This is a genomic window from Herbinix hemicellulosilytica (genome assembly GCF_002904165.1).
GTDB lineage: Bacteria > Bacillota > Clostridia > Lachnospirales > Lachnospiraceae > Mobilitalea > Mobilitalea hemicellulosilytica.
Map to the genome: position 1 here is coordinate 1 of NZ_CVTD020000024.1, position 14,720 is coordinate 14,720.

A 14,720-nucleotide genomic window follows, 5' to 3' on the forward strand; every position below is an offset into this window, starting at 1 on the left:
TTTAGTTTGTGACAGCTTATTTTTATTTAGAATTTAAAAAATCATTATGCCGTCTGCTGTATTACTTTAACCGGGCAGACTTTTACACAGGCACCGCAGTTGGTACATTTGTCGTAATCAATTTTTGCCAGGTTGTCATTAACATGTATGGCATCATATTCGCAGGCTTTTTCACAAAGCTTGCAGCCAATACAGCCAATAGAGCAGACTGTTTTTACATCCTTACCCTTATCATTGGAACTGCAGGCTACATAAGTCCTTGCCTTTTGAGGTACCAGTTCTATTATGTTAATAGGACATTCAGCCACGCACATACCACAGGCAGTGCATTTTTCTTTATCAACAAAAGCCACTCCGTCTACGATATGGATGGCATCAAAAGCACATACTTTGACGCAGGAGCCGAACCCCATACAGCCATATCCGCATCCTTTGGATCCGTTTCCGCCTATTCCGGCTGCCAGTTTACAATCTTTCGGACCATAATAAGTGGCATTTATTTTTGATTTGTCACAGGTACCGGCACATTTTACAAAAGCGACCTGCTTTTCGGTTTCTACCACACTTCCACCAATAACTTTAGCAATTTCAACATGAATGTCATGACTGGCTACGGGACATACATTTGCGGGCGCTTCACCCAATGCTATAGCTTTAGCACAGGCGTCACATCCTGCATATCCGCAGCCGCCACAGTTTGCTCCAGGCAAAAGCTCTCTTACCATAGTTTCTTTTTCATCTATGGGTACTTCCAGTTTTCTGGAAGCTAACCCAAGGAAAAGACCGATCAATAGACCAACTGCACTTACCACACCGGTAGCTACAGCAATATCTGTATAACTGATTGCCGCCCATTCTATTGCCGCTAAAATGTTTACCGTCAACATATTCTATCCTCCCTCCTAAATAAGGCCGGAAAAGCCATAGAAGGCTATAGCCATTAGGGTTGCTGTTATCAGGGTTATCGGGAAGCCTCTAAAAGTTTTTGGAATATCATTATATTCCATCCTTTCCCGAATTCCTGCCATCAGGATTATCGATATTGTATAGCCCAATGCAGCGGCAAATCCGTTTACTATACTCTCTACCAAATCATAACCTTTTTCTACGTTAAGAAGAGCTACGCCAAGAACCGCACAGTTGGTAGTAATTAGAGGAAGATATACTCCAAGAGCATCATAAAGAGCCGGACTGAATTTTTTTATAACCATCTCCACAAACTGCACAAGGCATGCAATTACCGCAATAAATACAATTGTGTTAAGATAGCCCAAATCCAGCGGAGCCAAAATAAAGGTATAGAGCAGGTAACATATAATTGAGGATGATGTAATAACGAAAATTACCGCCAGTCCCATACCGATAGCTGATTTAATTTTATTTGATATGCCAAGGAATGAACATATTCCTAAGAATTGGCTCAATATAACGTTATTAATCAAAGCACCGCTTATAAAAATCAACAACAGGTTTACAAAATAATCTGATTTCATATTAATCCTCCTTCCTTATTGACTCTTTTTTGATTGAAGAGTCGGATGCGCTGTTATGGAAAGAGGCAAACCTTTCCGCACTGCAATGAGCACAATCTCCGCCGCAGGCCAACTCCGATTTTTTAGCAGTACCGTTGGTAGCTGAAGGAAGCTTGAATTTATTCTGAAGGGCTGTAAGCATTGCCAGAACCAGAAAAGCTCCGGGAGCCTGAACAAATATAGAAATAGGCTCATAGCTTTCAGGCATTAGCCTTATATTAAATACGGTACCTGCACCCAATAGTTCACGAAATGCTCCAATAAGCACCAGGGCTACGGTAAATCCAAGTCCCATTCCGATTCCGTCAAACAATGAAAGACCTACGGAGTTTTTGGCAGCATAAGCCTCTACTCTGCCGAAAATAATACAGTTAACAACTATTAACGGAATATAAATACCCAAAGCTTCATTAACATCAGGCAAATAAGCCTTAATCAGCAACTCTACAACAGTAACCATGGATGCCACTATCACAATGAAATAGGGCATTCTTACTTTTTCGGGTATATGTTTTCTGAGTGCTGCAATTATAACATTGGATACTATTAAAACAGCCGTAGTGGAAAGTCCCATGCCGATTCCGTTCATAGCCGATTTGGTTACAGCCAGTGTAGGACACATGCCCAACATCATAACAAAAATTGGGTTCTCTTTAAACAGGCCGTTAACCAAACGATCAAGATATTTATTCATTAGCCGCACCTCCTAAGCCTTCGGCATATTCTTTAAGAAACGCTATTGCACCGTTTACTGCCTTAACAACAGCAGTTGTTGTAACGGTAGCACCGCTGTACACATCGATCTCAGTTTCCGACGAAGAATTTCCCTTAGTTACGGTAAAGTGATCCGCTTTTACTCCGGTAAATTTAGATTTAAACTCGGGAGAATCGGCATTCGCGCCAAATCCTACGCTTTCCCCTATTTCAAGAAATTCTATTCCTTTTACGGTTCCGTCCAGGGAATAACCTATGGCCAGATTAATGGTGCTGGCATATCCTCTTGTTTTTGATGTCACTATGTAACCAAGCAGATTACCGTTTTCATCAAGAGCCTGTACCACATCTGCGACAGTTACGCCGTCCAAATCCGAATCAAGAGCCGCAAGATTAGTCTCTGCCGCCTTGCTTACCAATTCTTCATCGGTAAACAATTTATCCGCATCAGCAAAAACAGCCTTATATCCGGCGTTCTTCTTTGCTTCTTCCTGTTCCTTAATCGGTGTTTTTGTTATTTCATATACAAAAGCCAAAGCAAAACTGCATATGACAGTTATAATGGTTAAAGCTAAAGCATCTTTTATTATTGATGATTTCTTTTCCTTATTATTTTCCATTCTTTGCACGCTCCCTTCCAAATGCTACCGGGCGTGTCAGATTATCAATCATCGGCACCAGAAGGTTTCCTAACAGGATTGCATAGGTTACACCTTCTACTCCCGAACCGATTATTCTGAATATACCGGTCATTATTCCGAGGAAAATACCGTATATGATCTGCCCCTTGGGTGTTGCCGGGCTGGTAACATAATCCGTTGCCATGAAAAATGCTCCAAGAATAAGGCCTCCGCCCAGTATTTGCCCAAGCAGATAATTTGAATCAAAACCCTTGCCGCCAAAAATTAAGGCAAATACGGCAAAAGATAAAATATAACTCAAGGGAATTCTTAAAGATATAATCTTTCTGTATACCAGATAAGCGGCTCCTAAAAGCAGGAACAGGGTACCGGTTTCACCAATGGTTCCTCCGACATGTCCTATAAACAATTTTAACAAATCAACAGTTTCTCCTGCTTTTAACTGTCCAAGCGGGGTTGCTCCCGATACACCGTCCAGCACTAGCGCTCCGTCCCTAAGGTAATCTTTAAGTCCGGGTGATGATATTTTTTCCAGAGCAAATGATGCCATCCTTGTCGGAAAACTTATCATCAAAAATCCGCGGGCAGCCAATGCCGGATTCATAACATTCTGTCCCAATCCGCCGTACAGCATCTTAACTATTAATATGGCAAATACTCCTCCCAGTACTGCCATCCAAATAGGGATAGAAACCGGCAAATTAAGCGCCAAAATCAGTCCGGTCACCACGTCGCTATAATCCCAGGGATTGACCGGTTTCTTCATTAGTCTGCAATATACATATTCGGTAACGGCACATGTTAAAACAGTAGCCAATATCACAATCAAAGCTCTTAATCCAAAATTAAATATACCGAATAAACAGGCAGGTATCAGTGCGATTATAACGTCCTGCATTATAGTTTTCGTTGTTATCGGGCTCCTGGTGTGAGGGGCTGCCGAAACATTATATAAACCACTCAAAGTTTACACCTCTTTCTTATCATCTACTATGTGCATTTATCATGCTATATATGGTCTGTCAGCAGCTTATGAAAATAATTAATATTTTTAATGCCTTTTAGCCAGGATTTGCTGCTTTGTCTTAGTAATTGTCTGTGTAAGACTTCTTTTGGCAGGGCATACATAGGAGCAACAGCCGCATCCGCAGCATTCCATACCATAATTTTTTTCAAACATCTCAAGATTGTTATTAAGAGCAAGCATCTGCAACCGTATAGGCATTAAATTAAGGGGACAGTGTTCATGACACTTGCCGCAGCGAATGCATGCAGATTCCGCCACCGCCGCCTCGTCTTTTACAAACCCTAATAATGAAGAGGTTGTCTTGGTTACAGGTACGTCATATGAATGCATGGCTGTTCCCATCATAGGTCCGCCAAAGACAATCTTTTCAGGTTCTGACTTAAAGCCGCCGGCAGCTTCAACTAATTCGGCAAAACTCATACCGACAGGAACACGGAAATTTTGAGGTTCGGCTATGGCGTCTCCCGATACGGTTACAGTCATATGGGTTAAAGGAGTTGATTTTGCCACAGCCAAATAAACGGCCGCAACCGTTGCCACATTGCATACTATGCATCCAACGTCTGCAGGCAGCTTGTCTGAATTGAGTTTTCTTCCCGTAAGGGCGTAAACCATTTGGCGCTCTCCGCCTTGAGGATACTTGGTTTTTAAAACTTTAACCTCAATTTTATTTTCCTCTTCGGCAAGCTTCCTCAAATTTTCTATAGCTTCCGGTTTATTGTCTTCGATTCCGATTACGCCTTTGGCATTCTTAAATAAACTAAGCAATATCTTTAATCCGCCTATAATTTTTTCGGGTTCTTCAAGCATCAGTCTGTAATCGGATGTCAGATATGGCTCACATTCCGCTCCGTTTACAATAACATAATCGATTTTTTCATCATTTTTCGGTGAAAGCTTAACATGTGTAGGAAAACCTGCTCCCCCAAGACCAACGATACCGGCCTCTTTTACAGCTTCCCTGATTTCTTCTTTAGACATTTTTGTGTAATCTCTTTCCTGTCCATAACCCTCTGTTTTCTTATATTCGTTGTCATTGGAAATAACAATCGATTCTACCATCCTGCCAGTTGCAGTTAGTCTTTTTTCGACAGCTTTAACTGTTCCTGATACCGAACTAATTATATTTGCCGAAACAGGACCGTCCGCTTCCGCAATCTTTTGGCCTACCAATACCTGGTCACCCTTGGAAACAAGCGGTCTGGCAGGTTTACCGGCATGCTGCAATAAAGGAAATACCAAATCCCCCTTTGGCAGCAGAACAGTTATGGGCTTGTCCTTAGACAGGTTCTTACCGTCATATATATGGATGCCCTTAAATCTTAACTTAGCCATCACTGATCCTTCCTTCATAATTATAATTTCGTGTTAAAAAATAAACAATGTTCTGCCCAGAAGGCATACTTATTTATTATAACATATATTGAAATTTTTCACATCTAATTTTTTATTTTTTATTAAATGCACAAAAATTTTTAATTCTCATATATGAGTTTTTTACAACTTGATTATAGCCCTTACAATCTTTAACGGTCAATGGAAGTTTATTCTATGTATATTTACAAAAAAGGTATCTTTGTGAAAATATCCACGAAGATACCTTTATAAGTTTGATTTAATTTATACTTAAAATTAGCTGTATTTTGCCTTCTGTTTATATTTTTCTTTTGTAGCCATACCACCCCTTATATGGCGTTCCGACTTATTGTGGTCCAGTACTATACGCGCTTTGTTGGCCAGTATCGGATTAATTTGGAGAAGCCGCTCCGTAACGTCTTTATGTACGGTTGATTTCGATATACCGAACTGCTTTGCGGTTTGCCTGACTGTCGCGTTATTTTCAATGATATAATTAGCGATTTCAACCGCCCGTTCCTCTATATAGCCTTTCATAGTGTCTGCGTTCCTGCATTGTCCGCGGAACGCATTCCCCCTTATCATCGTTGTTGTTACATTGTATGCAGGCAAAATTGGCGGTAGTACTGATAATTCTTATATTTATTATCACAAGTTTTTCATCTCTAATTACCAGTCTTATTTTATCCTTAAAATAAGACCGGTCCATAAATAGTAATTTTATATTGTAGAATTCGTTTAAATGTGATATTTTATGGATATGTTCATTTATAAAATTAAAAAACGGAGGTTTTATATGAAAATTGGAGCATTGGAAGCCGGCGGCACAAAAATGGTATGTGCTATCGGCGATGAAGACGGAAGTATTTTAAAAAGAGAAGTTTTTCCAACCCAAACACCGGATATAACCATGCCCTTGCTCATTGATTTTTTTATGGATGAAGGTATAGATGCGTTGGGAATCGGCTGTTTTGGTCCCATTGATCCTAATAAATGTTCTGCAACTTACGGATACATTACCAGTACTCCTAAATTACCATGGAAAAATTATAATATAGTAAAAACTTTTTCAGAGGCACTTAACATACCTATCGGTTTTGATACCGACGTCAATGCAGCCGCCTTGGGTGAGGCTGCATGGGGCGCACTTAAGGATTGTGAAGTGGGTATATATATTACAATAGGAACCGGTATAGGGGTAGGTGTCTGTATTAACGGCAACCCTTTGCACGGCCTTATTCATCCGGAAGCAGGCCATATATTAATACGAAAAATGGCTAACGATAACTATAAGGGTAAGTGTCCTTATCATTCGGATTGTTTTGAAGGGTTGGCATCCGGTCCCGCAATTGAGGACCGCTGGGGCAAAAAAGCTTACGATCTTAAAGATGTCCCTGAGGTATGGGATCTGGAAGCCGACTACATTGCCCAAGCCCTTGTCAATTATATTTTATGCTATTCACCCAACAGAATCGTTCTCGGCGGAGGTGTAATGCACCAGGATCAGCTTTTTGCTTTAATTAGGGAAAAAGTTACGGAATATCTGGGCGGATATGTAAGGTCAGATGCCATAATAAAGCATATTGACGAATATATAGTCCCTACCGGACTGGGCGAAGACTCCGGTATAAAAGGATCCATTAGACTTGGATACATGGCTTATCATAACTTAATATAGATTGTATTAAGTAATTTCTCATAATAATAACCGGGCACACAGGAGTAACCGTAATACACCGTTACAAGAAATGATGCTAAGCGCTCAAGGCAGATATTTATGACTGCCTTAAGTTATTCAAATTTGGGCATATATACTTATAACGGCATCTTACGATAACACCTGTGTGCCCGTCAATTTATAAAACGGCTTAATTTAATCTCATATACCCATAACCGTTCACAATGGCTTCCAGCCTGTGTCCCGATCTGCAGAGGGGGCATTCATTTATGCTATAGCTTTTATAATTCGGAAGATCAGCCTCTTTAAAAATGGCATTAACTTTGATTCCCTCGACCTGATCTACGGCAGAAAAAATAGCACTGATTCCGTTTACTATGCCGCCGTAATATCTGATACATTCCAGACTGCGTTTTATGGTATTTCCTGTTGTTGCCGACGCAACAAGCAGGAGTATCCTTTTATTAAATACCGCCCCCTGGTTGCAATCCCTAAATATCATCTGTCCGTTGGTATTGAACTCGGGTGATATAATATACATGGTCTGATGGGTGTTCATAGAACAGATTCCGGCATTGGTAAGTTCCTGTGCCAAAAAAGCTCCGATTACTTCACAATTATCCAGGCAAACAATAGTATCAATCAGCGCATTGCTGACATATTGCGTTGCCATAACCCGGGCGGCCTCGGCTGCCTCATTAAGCCTGGTTTTTGTTGTGGTCAGATCAATGTAAAGGTTAATGTGGGAACTGTTTGTGGCAAAATGTCCAGGTATTACTTTCAAATTAATTTTATGGTTTAGCGATGAATGAATTTTTATCGATCTTCCTTCCATAGCATAACCCCCTCATAAATTAAATATATAATTGTATCTCCCCATTAAAGGCAAAATCCAATTTACATTTTATTTATGCTGTCTTTAGTAAGTTAGGGTATAAATAAGTTTCGCTTTTATTTTTAAGTACTATTATGACTTATGAAGTTAGAAACTAAAATATGTTATAATTAAAACTTATCAGTAAGAAATCTATATCATAAAGCTTATAAAATTACTGTTCTATTTTTTATTGTAAACCATAATTATTACAATTTCAACCAAAATTTGCCAAAATGTTTGGCCTAAATTTAATTATCTATAATGGACATTTTAACATGCAAAAATCCCGGTAAACTCTTCAGTTTACCGGGATAACTTATGTTTATAGCACTTTGGCATAGTATAAATGCTTTGATTTATGAAAAATCACAAGAAAATAAATCGACGAAAGAAGCGAACCTATAACACCGATTATAGGAAGCGGCCAAAACCAATACAAGGCATACGATATAATGTCAAATACGGCACGAAGTATCCATGCCGATTTAAGCCTATCCCCTTCCAATGAAATTTCGTATTTTTTCTCCGTGTCCGATACACCCGAAACAATAATATATAAAATATACAGTAATACTCCCGTTGCCAATAGAGATAAAAGATATGTCAATGCCCCATAAGATGCCGAAATTCCAAGCAAATCCATTATATATAAAATTCCTGTGTAAACTGCCATACCAGCCGCAAATGGCTTGGCTTTTATGAAAACCGGGCTTTCTTGCGCCATTATCTTTAATCCTTTAATCATAACAATATAACCCAGAAAATTCGGCAGTAAACCGACTTTTATGTTTTCCAGTGTTAAATCGAAATCTAAACAAATAAGTAATAAACCTATAAAAATATTTCCCATATGCCAACTCCTATACTTATCTGACCGTTGCCCCAAAAGGCATTAGGGCAAGTTTTGCTATTTTAAAATGCTGAAGCCCGAAAGGTATTCCTACAATCGTAAGGCACAAGAGCAGCCCGAATGCTGCAGATTCTATTGCAAGAGGTATTCCGGTTATTAATAACCAAATTATATTTAAAAGCAGGGACCCGGCTCCACCACCGTATACCACTTCCTTGCCGAAAGGAAAGAAGCATAATCCCGCAAATTTAAAACACTGAACACCAATCGGTATACCGATTATGGTAAGGCACCAAAAACATCCGGCCAATAACCAGCTTAATCCGCTTACAAATCCGCCGCATATAAACCAGATAATATTACCTAGACATCCCATTTAAAGACCTCCGAAAAATTAAAAATAAAAATAATTCTGCAGTATGGCTTTAAGCCAAACGCCATTGCCATACATTTTTATGTAATTGTATAACTACAAGATTAAAAAACGGATAAAAGATACGGGTTTTATATTAAAAAATGCTTATAATTATCCCACAACTCCAAGCAACTTTTGGCCGAAATAATCCAAAGCTTCATTTACGGCCTTAAGATCATATATGTTTCTCTCAATAAAAAATTTAACAACCAAATCCGCCGTATCACTGTTTGACAGCGAATATCCGGCTAGTCGAAGCAAATCCTGAGTTTCTTCCAAAGTAAGTTCCAGGGCTATACATAAAGCTATAGCTGTAGTTTTCTTTGGGCTGTAGTATTTGTCACAGCGGATTTTTGAAAAATGCCTCCGGTCTATGCCTGCTTTTTTATAAATTTCGGCGTCCGTAAGCCCCGACCTGTCAATATACCTTAAGAGTTTTGTTGTAAAGGTATCTTCACTTTTTTCTTTATTAATATAATTTTCCAATTCATTTTCTGTTAAGACCGGACAGGATTCTTCCTTTTTTTCTTCTTTTTTGGAAGCTGCTTTTTTTCTGAACAGGCCAAACGGCAAATTGTCTGTTTTTGAGCTTTCTGATTTATCAATATTTTCCGGCGAATCTTTCTTTACGTTTTTCATTGGCTTTATATAATCATATTTTACGCCGGCCTCTCTTACAAAAATATCTGTATTTTTATGTTTATCTAAATATAAGGTCAATTCATATAGCAACCGTTTATCCATAATACCTCCCGTATCCGTAAAATGTCGCCTGGCAGGCGACCATTTATATTTTTTTATATATATAATTATACCATAAAACAGCTATTAGTAAAAATTAGAAAGGATGATGCTATATGAATAAAAACTTGACCGAATTAGTCTTTTTGTTGGATCGAAGCGGATCCATGACGGGCCTGGAAGCCGATATTATAGGAGGTTTTAACAGTTTTATTCAAAGACAATGCAGTTTGGGCAAAACCAATCTGACAACCATATTATTTGACAGCAAATATGAAATTCTGCATAATGGCGTCGATGCCGGTACTGTGACCCTGACAGAAAAAGATTTCTTTACCCGCAGTACAACCGCCCTTTTGGATGCAATCGGCAGAGCTATCCTTGACGTCAACTTCAGGCTTTCACAATTGGATAAAGAAAATTATCCCGGAAAGGTTATATTTATTATAACAACCAACGACCAGGAAAATTACAGTACTGAGTATACATATGAAAAAATCAAGCATTTAATCGACCGTCAGAAAGAACTGTATAACTGGAAATTTATTTTTACGGGAACCAATATGGATCTTATTAAAGAAAGTCAAAAATTGGGCATCCATCCTTCCATGTCTTTTATTTTTCAGGCTTCAAGTAAGGGTATAAAGCAAATGTATCAAAAGATCGATCATATAGTCAGTGAACTTAGATTGGATCAGTTCAGAAGCGATAAGGACGATTTGTCCATGCATAATTTGTAATTATTCGTTTTACTTGAAGGGCAGGTTGATACTGCCTGTATCGCATTAAAATACTATGTCTTTATTATTCTACTTTCGCTTATCCGGACTATATGGCGGATAAACTTAACTTCTTGGCCTTTTAAGGACTTTTAACATATCTTTTGTTGATTTATCTACGCAGCGGGATTCTATTATTTTTTGAATCCCTTTATTGTGTGTAAAATCATCCAGCCGGTTATTCTTTATATATGCCAGGGTTATGTCAGGCTGTTTTACAAAATAAGCAGATATAGCCCAGGCAATCGCCATCTTTACGTAATATCCCTCATGCTTAATTCTGTCAAAATGTTCAAAAGCTTTAGGAGCATATATTTCATCAATAAAATAATTAATTATCATCACTATGCCAAAACGAATTTCAAACTCCTTTAGAGAGTGAAGATAAGGCTGCAGAAAATCCCATACCTTTTCTTTATATAACTTTGTAATTTTTAGACCGGCACAAAAGCTGTCACATATAGCCCAGTTGTCAATAAGTGGTATAAAATTACCTGCCAGTTTCAGAACTTCGTCAATATCCGCTTTTATATATCCGATTACCATACCCTGAAGCATTTTTTCCTCGTAAGTTTCGGATGATGCTTCATTAAAGTAACTGATGTAATCACCTTTTGCAATGTCTTTTGCAATCTTTCTAAGAACGGGAAGCCTTACCCCCAGAATATTTTCTGCTCCTGGTGTTATTGATGATGTAAACATTCTATATTTTTCATCCGCCAGTTTAATTAATTGTTCTTTTATAGCTGACATTCCGTGACCTCTTCCTTTGATTATTAATATTCCGTCAGATTTTTAAGTTTTTTCCTGTCGGTCAGGCAAATTATACCTCTGTTCAAATTTACCATTCCTTCATTTTGAAAATATTTGAGCATTCGAGTTATTACTTCTCTTGCGGTTCCCAGATGGTTGGCAATCTTTTCATGAGTAATTGCAAGACAATCTGTACCGTCTATACTCGATTGCTCCAATAAAAATATTGCCAGTCTTTTATCCAGGGTCATAAACAATGTTTGCTCCAAAATCCACATTACTTCCGAAAAACGCATGGCCATAAGCTCATTTGTATATGCCTGAACTGCCAGTGATTCCTTAGAAAGTTTATCATATGTGGAAGTTGGGATAAGATAAGCATCTGTATCTTTTTCGGCCTCTATATATATATCAAATTTTATATTTTTCAAAATACAAGAAGCGGAAAAAATACATACATCACCTTTAAAAAGGCGGTATAGGGTTATCTCTTTTCCATTTTCTGATACAATAAAAGCCCTGACCTGACCCCTTTTAAGAAGAAAAAGCCCGGAACAGTTATTTGCCCCGTTTAACAATGCTTCTCCTTTTTTAAAATGTTTTTCTACAGCAGACTGAATTATCAATTCTTTTTGATTTTCGGTCAGAGCATCCCAAAATTTTAAATTTTCCTGAAAATACGTATTTTTTACAATCACTGCAAGCACCCCATATTTATTATAATGCACTTTCTTGCCAAAATCCATAAAAAGTGAGTAAAACATATAGCCATATCCGGCCCGCACAAAAATATAAGGATACATAGATACAACCAATCACTTATCTGATTTGGTTATACCTGTGTATCCTTGTACATTCTATGAACTGACTCTTAGGGTATATACATATTTATTAAGTTTTAAAGCAACTCAATCTTGATTTTCTTTATTATTTTAATTCTTTTTTCCACAAGCCGTGAAGATTGCAATATTCATATACAGCAATTAATTCATCATCTTCCAGTGTAAATACGGCTTTTGGCTCCTCGCCCGGCTCCAGATTCTTTCTCTGGCATCCCTTCTTGGTAAGAAGATAAATCCACATGATGTAGTGTTTCTCTTCCATGGGATGGGCTACTTCTCCCACCTGAACCTTAACTATATTTCCATCTACAGATACACTGGGTACATGCTTTTCCTTTGAAGCATCAACAGTATTGGCTACAAGTTCTTCCATTTCCTCATCACAACATACGGGAACTACTCCGGAATCATAAATTTTTTCTACGATATTTCCGCAGTGTTTACATCTAAAAAACTTTGGTTCTTTCATGGAAAATCCTCCTATCCATAATAATAATGATAACTACTACTATATACCATTATAACCCTCTGATGTGATATAGTCAATTATATAATACTATACCTGAAGCATTTTTAATATTTCTTTTTTTGGCCTGGCACCGACAGCCATAGCCGCAACCTTGCCTTCTTTTAAGACCATTAAAGTCGGAATACTCATGATTTTAAATTGTGCGGCCAATTCTCTTTCTTCATCAATATTGACCTTTCCCACCTTGATATTTTCATTTTCCATTGCTATTTCTTCGATTGCCGGAGAAACCATTCTGCATGGCCCACACCATGCTGCCCAAAAATCTAATAACACCGGTTTGTCTGACTTTAAAACTTCTTCTTCAAAATTATTCTTTGTTATCTTAATGGATGCCATCCTAATTCCTCCTTATTGCTGTTATGATAACCCTACCATAACACAATACGGGAAATTAGTCTGTGATGTTATCACAAAATCACCATTTTTTTATTATTTGTTTCCTTTTGTCAATTTTTTTATTATTAGAATCAATTATTTGTATTATTTATCCAGTCCTAAGCTGACATTATTAAAAGAATCCATGTAATTTCCTCCGTTTTTCAATATAATATTTAGAATTGATAACAAGCCACATCTGATTAAAAAAATACATAACATTCCAAATTCCTATACTATTTAATCTGTTTTCCTCCATAAATAATAAAATAGCCTCAATTCCACGGGCATCTCTAAATCTTACAATATATTCGTAATCTGAGAAATATTGAAAATAAGATGCCCTTGATACTTCATCAAACAATATTTGTGCACCATGTTCCCTTGCCAAGTCTATAGCCGCATCATAGGTGATGGATTGCCCCGTAGTTAATCCCTCAATATAGGGCAATCTCCATATATAGCCTATGGTCGAAATACCAAAGTTAATATCCTGCGGGGAGATACGGCTGGTTATTGCTTTCATTAAATTATCAATAGTATCATATGCTAAAACAGCAGGTGAAATATAGCTTAGGCCCCAATCATAGGTAATCATAGTTATATTATCCACGTATTTTTCCAGCTGCTCATATTCTAAATCATCATATTCCACATTAAGCAATAATTCAAAAACATTAAATGCAAGAGTTATAAAAGTACGAAACCCTTCAGACCTTAAGCGAGTCGAAAGTTTTTTGATAAATTCCACATATAGCGATCGGTCTTCAGGCTTATTATAGTGGGCAGAAAAATTTACACCGTAATATCCCTTCCTGTACAATAAAGCAATAATATTGCTAATCAGCATATCCTGCAAATCTGTGTTCTCCAATAAATAATGAATCATTTCAATTTCTTCCAAAGGATTATCATCCATGGCATTTAATATCATAACCGGTGCTACTCCGTATTGCTTTGCCGTTCGTATTAACTCTTCATCATCTATATTAAAAATTTCACCGTTAATATTATAATAATAAGAATATATGGAAAGATAAGTTAAAAATGGTAAGGTTTTTCGAAGAATATTCATAGCTATGAACGGATAAGCATACCCGTTTGTTGTTAAAGTCCCGGTTTTTTCTCCTTCATATTTTATAACAATGTCTTCTCCCGGATAAATATATTTCCTTTCGGAAAGGTAGGGGTTGTTTCTCAACAGTTCAAAAATGGATATATTATGAGCCAAGGCGATACTTTCAAGAGTATCTCCATCCTGAATAGTATATATTATTTCAGGCATCAAAATAACCAGAGTTTCTCCTTCAACCAAATTATCGGTAGCGCGAATTCCGTTTTCTAAAATCAGCCTTTCTACAGAAATACCATAACGATCTGCAATTGAATCGAGTGTTTCCCCCTGTTCCACTACATGGATAATCATAACAGCCCCCATAAACGTTTGCTTTTTTAATACCTATAATACTTTATATAACTCAAAGTAATTTTATGTAAGGTTTAATTCAAATATGGAAATATAATTTTCTTTATTATATGATATTATAATTTTCTTGCCTTAATTACAAAAGTTAACGTTACCTTTTGTTTTATTTGAACTTCATTACC

At 37.4% G+C, this 14,720-nt stretch carries 18 protein-coding genes; 2 read left to right on the forward strand and 16 right to left on the reverse strand.

Annotated elements, in window-relative coordinates:
- Nucleotides 1-44: 44 nt before the first annotated feature.
- The 7 genes from HHT355_RS10310 to spoIIID form a co-directional block, all read right to left on the reverse strand.
- Nucleotides 45-887 carry an RnfABCDGE type electron transport complex subunit B gene (locus HHT355_RS10310; protein WP_103203374.1) on the reverse strand — a complete coding sequence of 281 codons (843 nt, stop codon included), beginning with the start codon at nt 885-887 and terminating at the stop codon, nt 45-47.
- Between the two features lie 15 nt (nt 888-902).
- Nucleotides 903-1,493 carry an electron transport complex subunit RsxA gene (rsxA, locus tag HHT355_RS10315; protein WP_103203375.1) on the reverse strand — a complete coding sequence of 197 codons (591 nt, stop codon included), beginning with the start codon at nt 1,491-1,493 and terminating at the stop codon, nt 903-905.
- Between the two features lies 1 nt (nt 1,494).
- The gene (gene rsxE / locus HHT355_RS10320) at nt 1,495-2,226 is read right to left on the reverse strand and encodes an electron transport complex subunit RsxE (protein WP_103203376.1); all 732 of its coding nucleotides are present in this window, start codon (nt 2,224-2,226) and stop codon (nt 1,495-1,497) included.
- Entirely contained in the window at nt 2,219-2,866 is a 648-nt protein-coding gene (locus HHT355_RS10325) for an FMN-binding protein (RefSeq protein ID WP_103203377.1), read from the reverse strand. Before HHT355_RS10325 ends, rsxE begins: the two co-directional genes overlap by 8 nt.
- Complete coding sequence (locus HHT355_RS10330; RefSeq protein WP_103203378.1) at nt 2,856-3,851, reverse strand: RnfABCDGE type electron transport complex subunit D; 996 nt, start codon at nt 3,849-3,851, stop codon at nt 2,856-2,858. The genes HHT355_RS10325 and HHT355_RS10330 overlap by 11 nt, the downstream gene beginning before the upstream one ends.
- An 87-nt stretch (nt 3,852-3,938) precedes the next feature.
- Nucleotides 3,939-5,249, reverse strand: coding sequence for an electron transport complex subunit RsxC (rsxC, locus tag HHT355_RS10335; protein WP_103203379.1), 1,311 nt, complete (start codon nt 5,247-5,249; stop codon nt 3,939-3,941).
- A 297-nt stretch (nt 5,250-5,546) separates the two neighbouring features.
- On the reverse strand, nt 5,547-5,807 hold the full coding sequence (gene spoIIID / locus HHT355_RS10340) for a sporulation transcriptional regulator SpoIIID (protein WP_103203380.1): 261 nt from the start codon (nt 5,805-5,807) through the stop codon (nt 5,547-5,549).
- A 259-nt stretch (nt 5,808-6,066) separates the two neighbouring features.
- On the opposite strand from spoIIID, the gene HHT355_RS10345 reads away from it, so the two are divergent.
- Nucleotides 6,067-6,948, forward strand: coding sequence for an ROK family protein (locus HHT355_RS10345; protein ID WP_103203381.1), 882 nt, complete (start codon nt 6,067-6,069; stop codon nt 6,946-6,948).
- A 190-nt stretch (nt 6,949-7,138) separates the two neighbouring features.
- Here HHT355_RS10345 and HHT355_RS10350 read toward each other — a convergent pair whose 3' ends face one another.
- The 4 genes from HHT355_RS10350 to HHT355_RS10365 all read right to left on the reverse strand — a co-directional run bounded on the left by HHT355_RS10350 (nt 7,139) and on the right by HHT355_RS10365 (nt 9,834).
- The gene (locus HHT355_RS10350) at nt 7,139-7,783 is read right to left on the reverse strand and encodes an orotate phosphoribosyltransferase (protein WP_103203382.1); all 645 of its coding nucleotides are present in this window, start codon (nt 7,781-7,783) and stop codon (nt 7,139-7,141) included.
- 364 nt (nt 7,784-8,147) lie between these two features.
- Complete coding sequence (locus HHT355_RS10355) at nt 8,148-8,675, reverse strand: hypothetical protein (RefSeq protein WP_103203383.1); 528 nt, start codon at nt 8,673-8,675, stop codon at nt 8,148-8,150.
- Nucleotides 8,676-8,691: 16 nt separating this feature from the next.
- Entirely contained in the window at nt 8,692-9,051 is a 360-nt protein-coding gene (locus tag HHT355_RS10360) for a YccF domain-containing protein (protein ID WP_103203384.1), read from the reverse strand.
- Nucleotides 9,052-9,201: 150 nt separating this feature from the next.
- Nucleotides 9,202-9,834, reverse strand: a complete 633-nt coding sequence (locus HHT355_RS10365) for a hypothetical protein (RefSeq protein ID WP_103203385.1) — start codon at nt 9,832-9,834, stop codon at nt 9,202-9,204.
- Nucleotides 9,835-9,947: 113 nt separating this feature from the next.
- Here HHT355_RS10365 and HHT355_RS10370 point away from each other — a divergent pair, with 113 nt between their 5' ends.
- Complete coding sequence (locus HHT355_RS10370) at nt 9,948-10,571, forward strand: hypothetical protein (protein WP_103203386.1); 624 nt, start codon at nt 9,948-9,950, stop codon at nt 10,569-10,571.
- A gap of 105 nt (nt 10,572-10,676) precedes the next feature.
- On the opposite strand, the gene HHT355_RS10375 is transcribed toward HHT355_RS10370, so the two are convergent.
- From HHT355_RS10375 to HHT355_RS10395, 5 genes are all read right to left on the reverse strand, one after another.
- Nucleotides 10,677-11,363 carry a DNA alkylation repair protein gene (locus HHT355_RS10375; protein WP_103203387.1) on the reverse strand — a complete coding sequence of 229 codons (687 nt, stop codon included), beginning with the start codon at nt 11,361-11,363 and terminating at the stop codon, nt 10,677-10,679.
- Nucleotides 11,364-11,386: 23 nt separating this feature from the next.
- On the reverse strand, nt 11,387-12,127 hold the full coding sequence (locus tag HHT355_RS10380) for a Crp/Fnr family transcriptional regulator (RefSeq protein ID WP_242967657.1): 741 nt from the start codon (nt 12,125-12,127) through the stop codon (nt 11,387-11,389).
- Nucleotides 12,128-12,290: 163 nt separating this feature from the next.
- Complete coding sequence (locus HHT355_RS10385) at nt 12,291-12,674, reverse strand: desulfoferrodoxin (RefSeq protein ID WP_103203388.1); 384 nt, start codon at nt 12,672-12,674, stop codon at nt 12,291-12,293.
- Between the two features lie 87 nt (nt 12,675-12,761).
- Nucleotides 12,762-13,073: a thioredoxin gene (trxA, locus tag HHT355_RS10390; protein ID WP_103203389.1), complete on the reverse strand. Its 312-nt coding sequence runs from the start codon at nt 13,071-13,073 to the stop codon at nt 12,762-12,764.
- A gap of 172 nt (nt 13,074-13,245) precedes the next feature.
- On the reverse strand, nt 13,246-14,538 hold the full coding sequence (locus tag HHT355_RS10395; RefSeq protein ID WP_158245956.1) for a LysM peptidoglycan-binding domain-containing protein: 1,293 nt from the start codon (nt 14,536-14,538) through the stop codon (nt 13,246-13,248).
- Between the last annotated feature and the right edge of the window lie 182 nt (nt 14,539-14,720).

Excerpts from the sequence above, each read along its gene's own strand:
- HHT355_RS10310 (WP_103203374.1), bottom strand. The coding sequence starts at position 887 with ATGTTGACGGTAAACATTTTAGCGGCAATAGAATGGGCGGCAATCAGT.
- rsxA (WP_103203375.1), bottom strand. The coding sequence starts at position 1,493 with ATGAAATCAGATTATTTTGTAAACCTGTTGTTGATTTTTATAAGCGGT.
- rsxE (WP_103203376.1), bottom strand. The coding sequence starts at position 2,226 with ATGAATAAATATCTTGATCGTTTGGTTAACGGCCTGTTTAAAGAGAAC.
- HHT355_RS10325 (WP_103203377.1), bottom strand. The coding sequence starts at position 2,866 with ATGGAAAATAATAAGGAAAAGAAATCATCAATAATAAAAGATGCTTTA.
- rsxC (WP_103203379.1), bottom strand. The coding sequence starts at position 5,249 with ATGGCTAAGTTAAGATTTAAGGGCATCCATATATATGACGGTAAGAAC.
- spoIIID (WP_103203380.1), bottom strand. The coding sequence starts at position 5,807 with ATGAAAGGCTATATAGAGGAACGGGCGGTTGAAATCGCTAATTATATC.
- HHT355_RS10345 (WP_103203381.1), top strand. The coding sequence starts at position 6,067 with ATGAAAATTGGAGCATTGGAAGCCGGCGGCACAAAAATGGTATGTGCT.
- HHT355_RS10350 (WP_103203382.1), bottom strand. The coding sequence starts at position 7,783 with ATGGAAGGAAGATCGATAAAAATTCATTCATCGCTAAACCATAAAATT.
- HHT355_RS10355 (WP_103203383.1), bottom strand. The coding sequence starts at position 8,675 with ATGGGAAATATTTTTATAGGTTTATTACTTATTTGTTTAGATTTCGAT.
- HHT355_RS10360 (WP_103203384.1), bottom strand. The coding sequence starts at position 9,051 with ATGGGATGTCTAGGTAATATTATCTGGTTTATATGCGGCGGATTTGTA.
- HHT355_RS10365 (WP_103203385.1), bottom strand. The coding sequence starts at position 9,834 with ATGGATAAACGGTTGCTATATGAATTGACCTTATATTTAGATAAACAT.
- HHT355_RS10370 (WP_103203386.1), top strand. The coding sequence starts at position 9,948 with ATGAATAAAAACTTGACCGAATTAGTCTTTTTGTTGGATCGAAGCGGA.
- HHT355_RS10375 (WP_103203387.1), bottom strand. The coding sequence starts at position 11,363 with ATGTCAGCTATAAAAGAACAATTAATTAAACTGGCGGATGAAAAATAT.
- HHT355_RS10380 (WP_242967657.1), bottom strand. The coding sequence starts at position 12,127 with ATGTTTTACTCACTTTTTATGGATTTTGGCAAGAAAGTGCATTATAAT.
- HHT355_RS10385 (WP_103203388.1), bottom strand. The coding sequence starts at position 12,674 with ATGAAAGAACCAAAGTTTTTTAGATGTAAACACTGCGGAAATATCGTA.
- trxA (WP_103203389.1), bottom strand. The coding sequence starts at position 13,073 with ATGGCATCCATTAAGATAACAAAGAATAATTTTGAAGAAGAAGTTTTA.
- HHT355_RS10395 (WP_158245956.1), bottom strand. The coding sequence starts at position 14,538 with ATGATTATCCATGTAGTGGAACAGGGGGAAACACTCGATTCAATTGCA.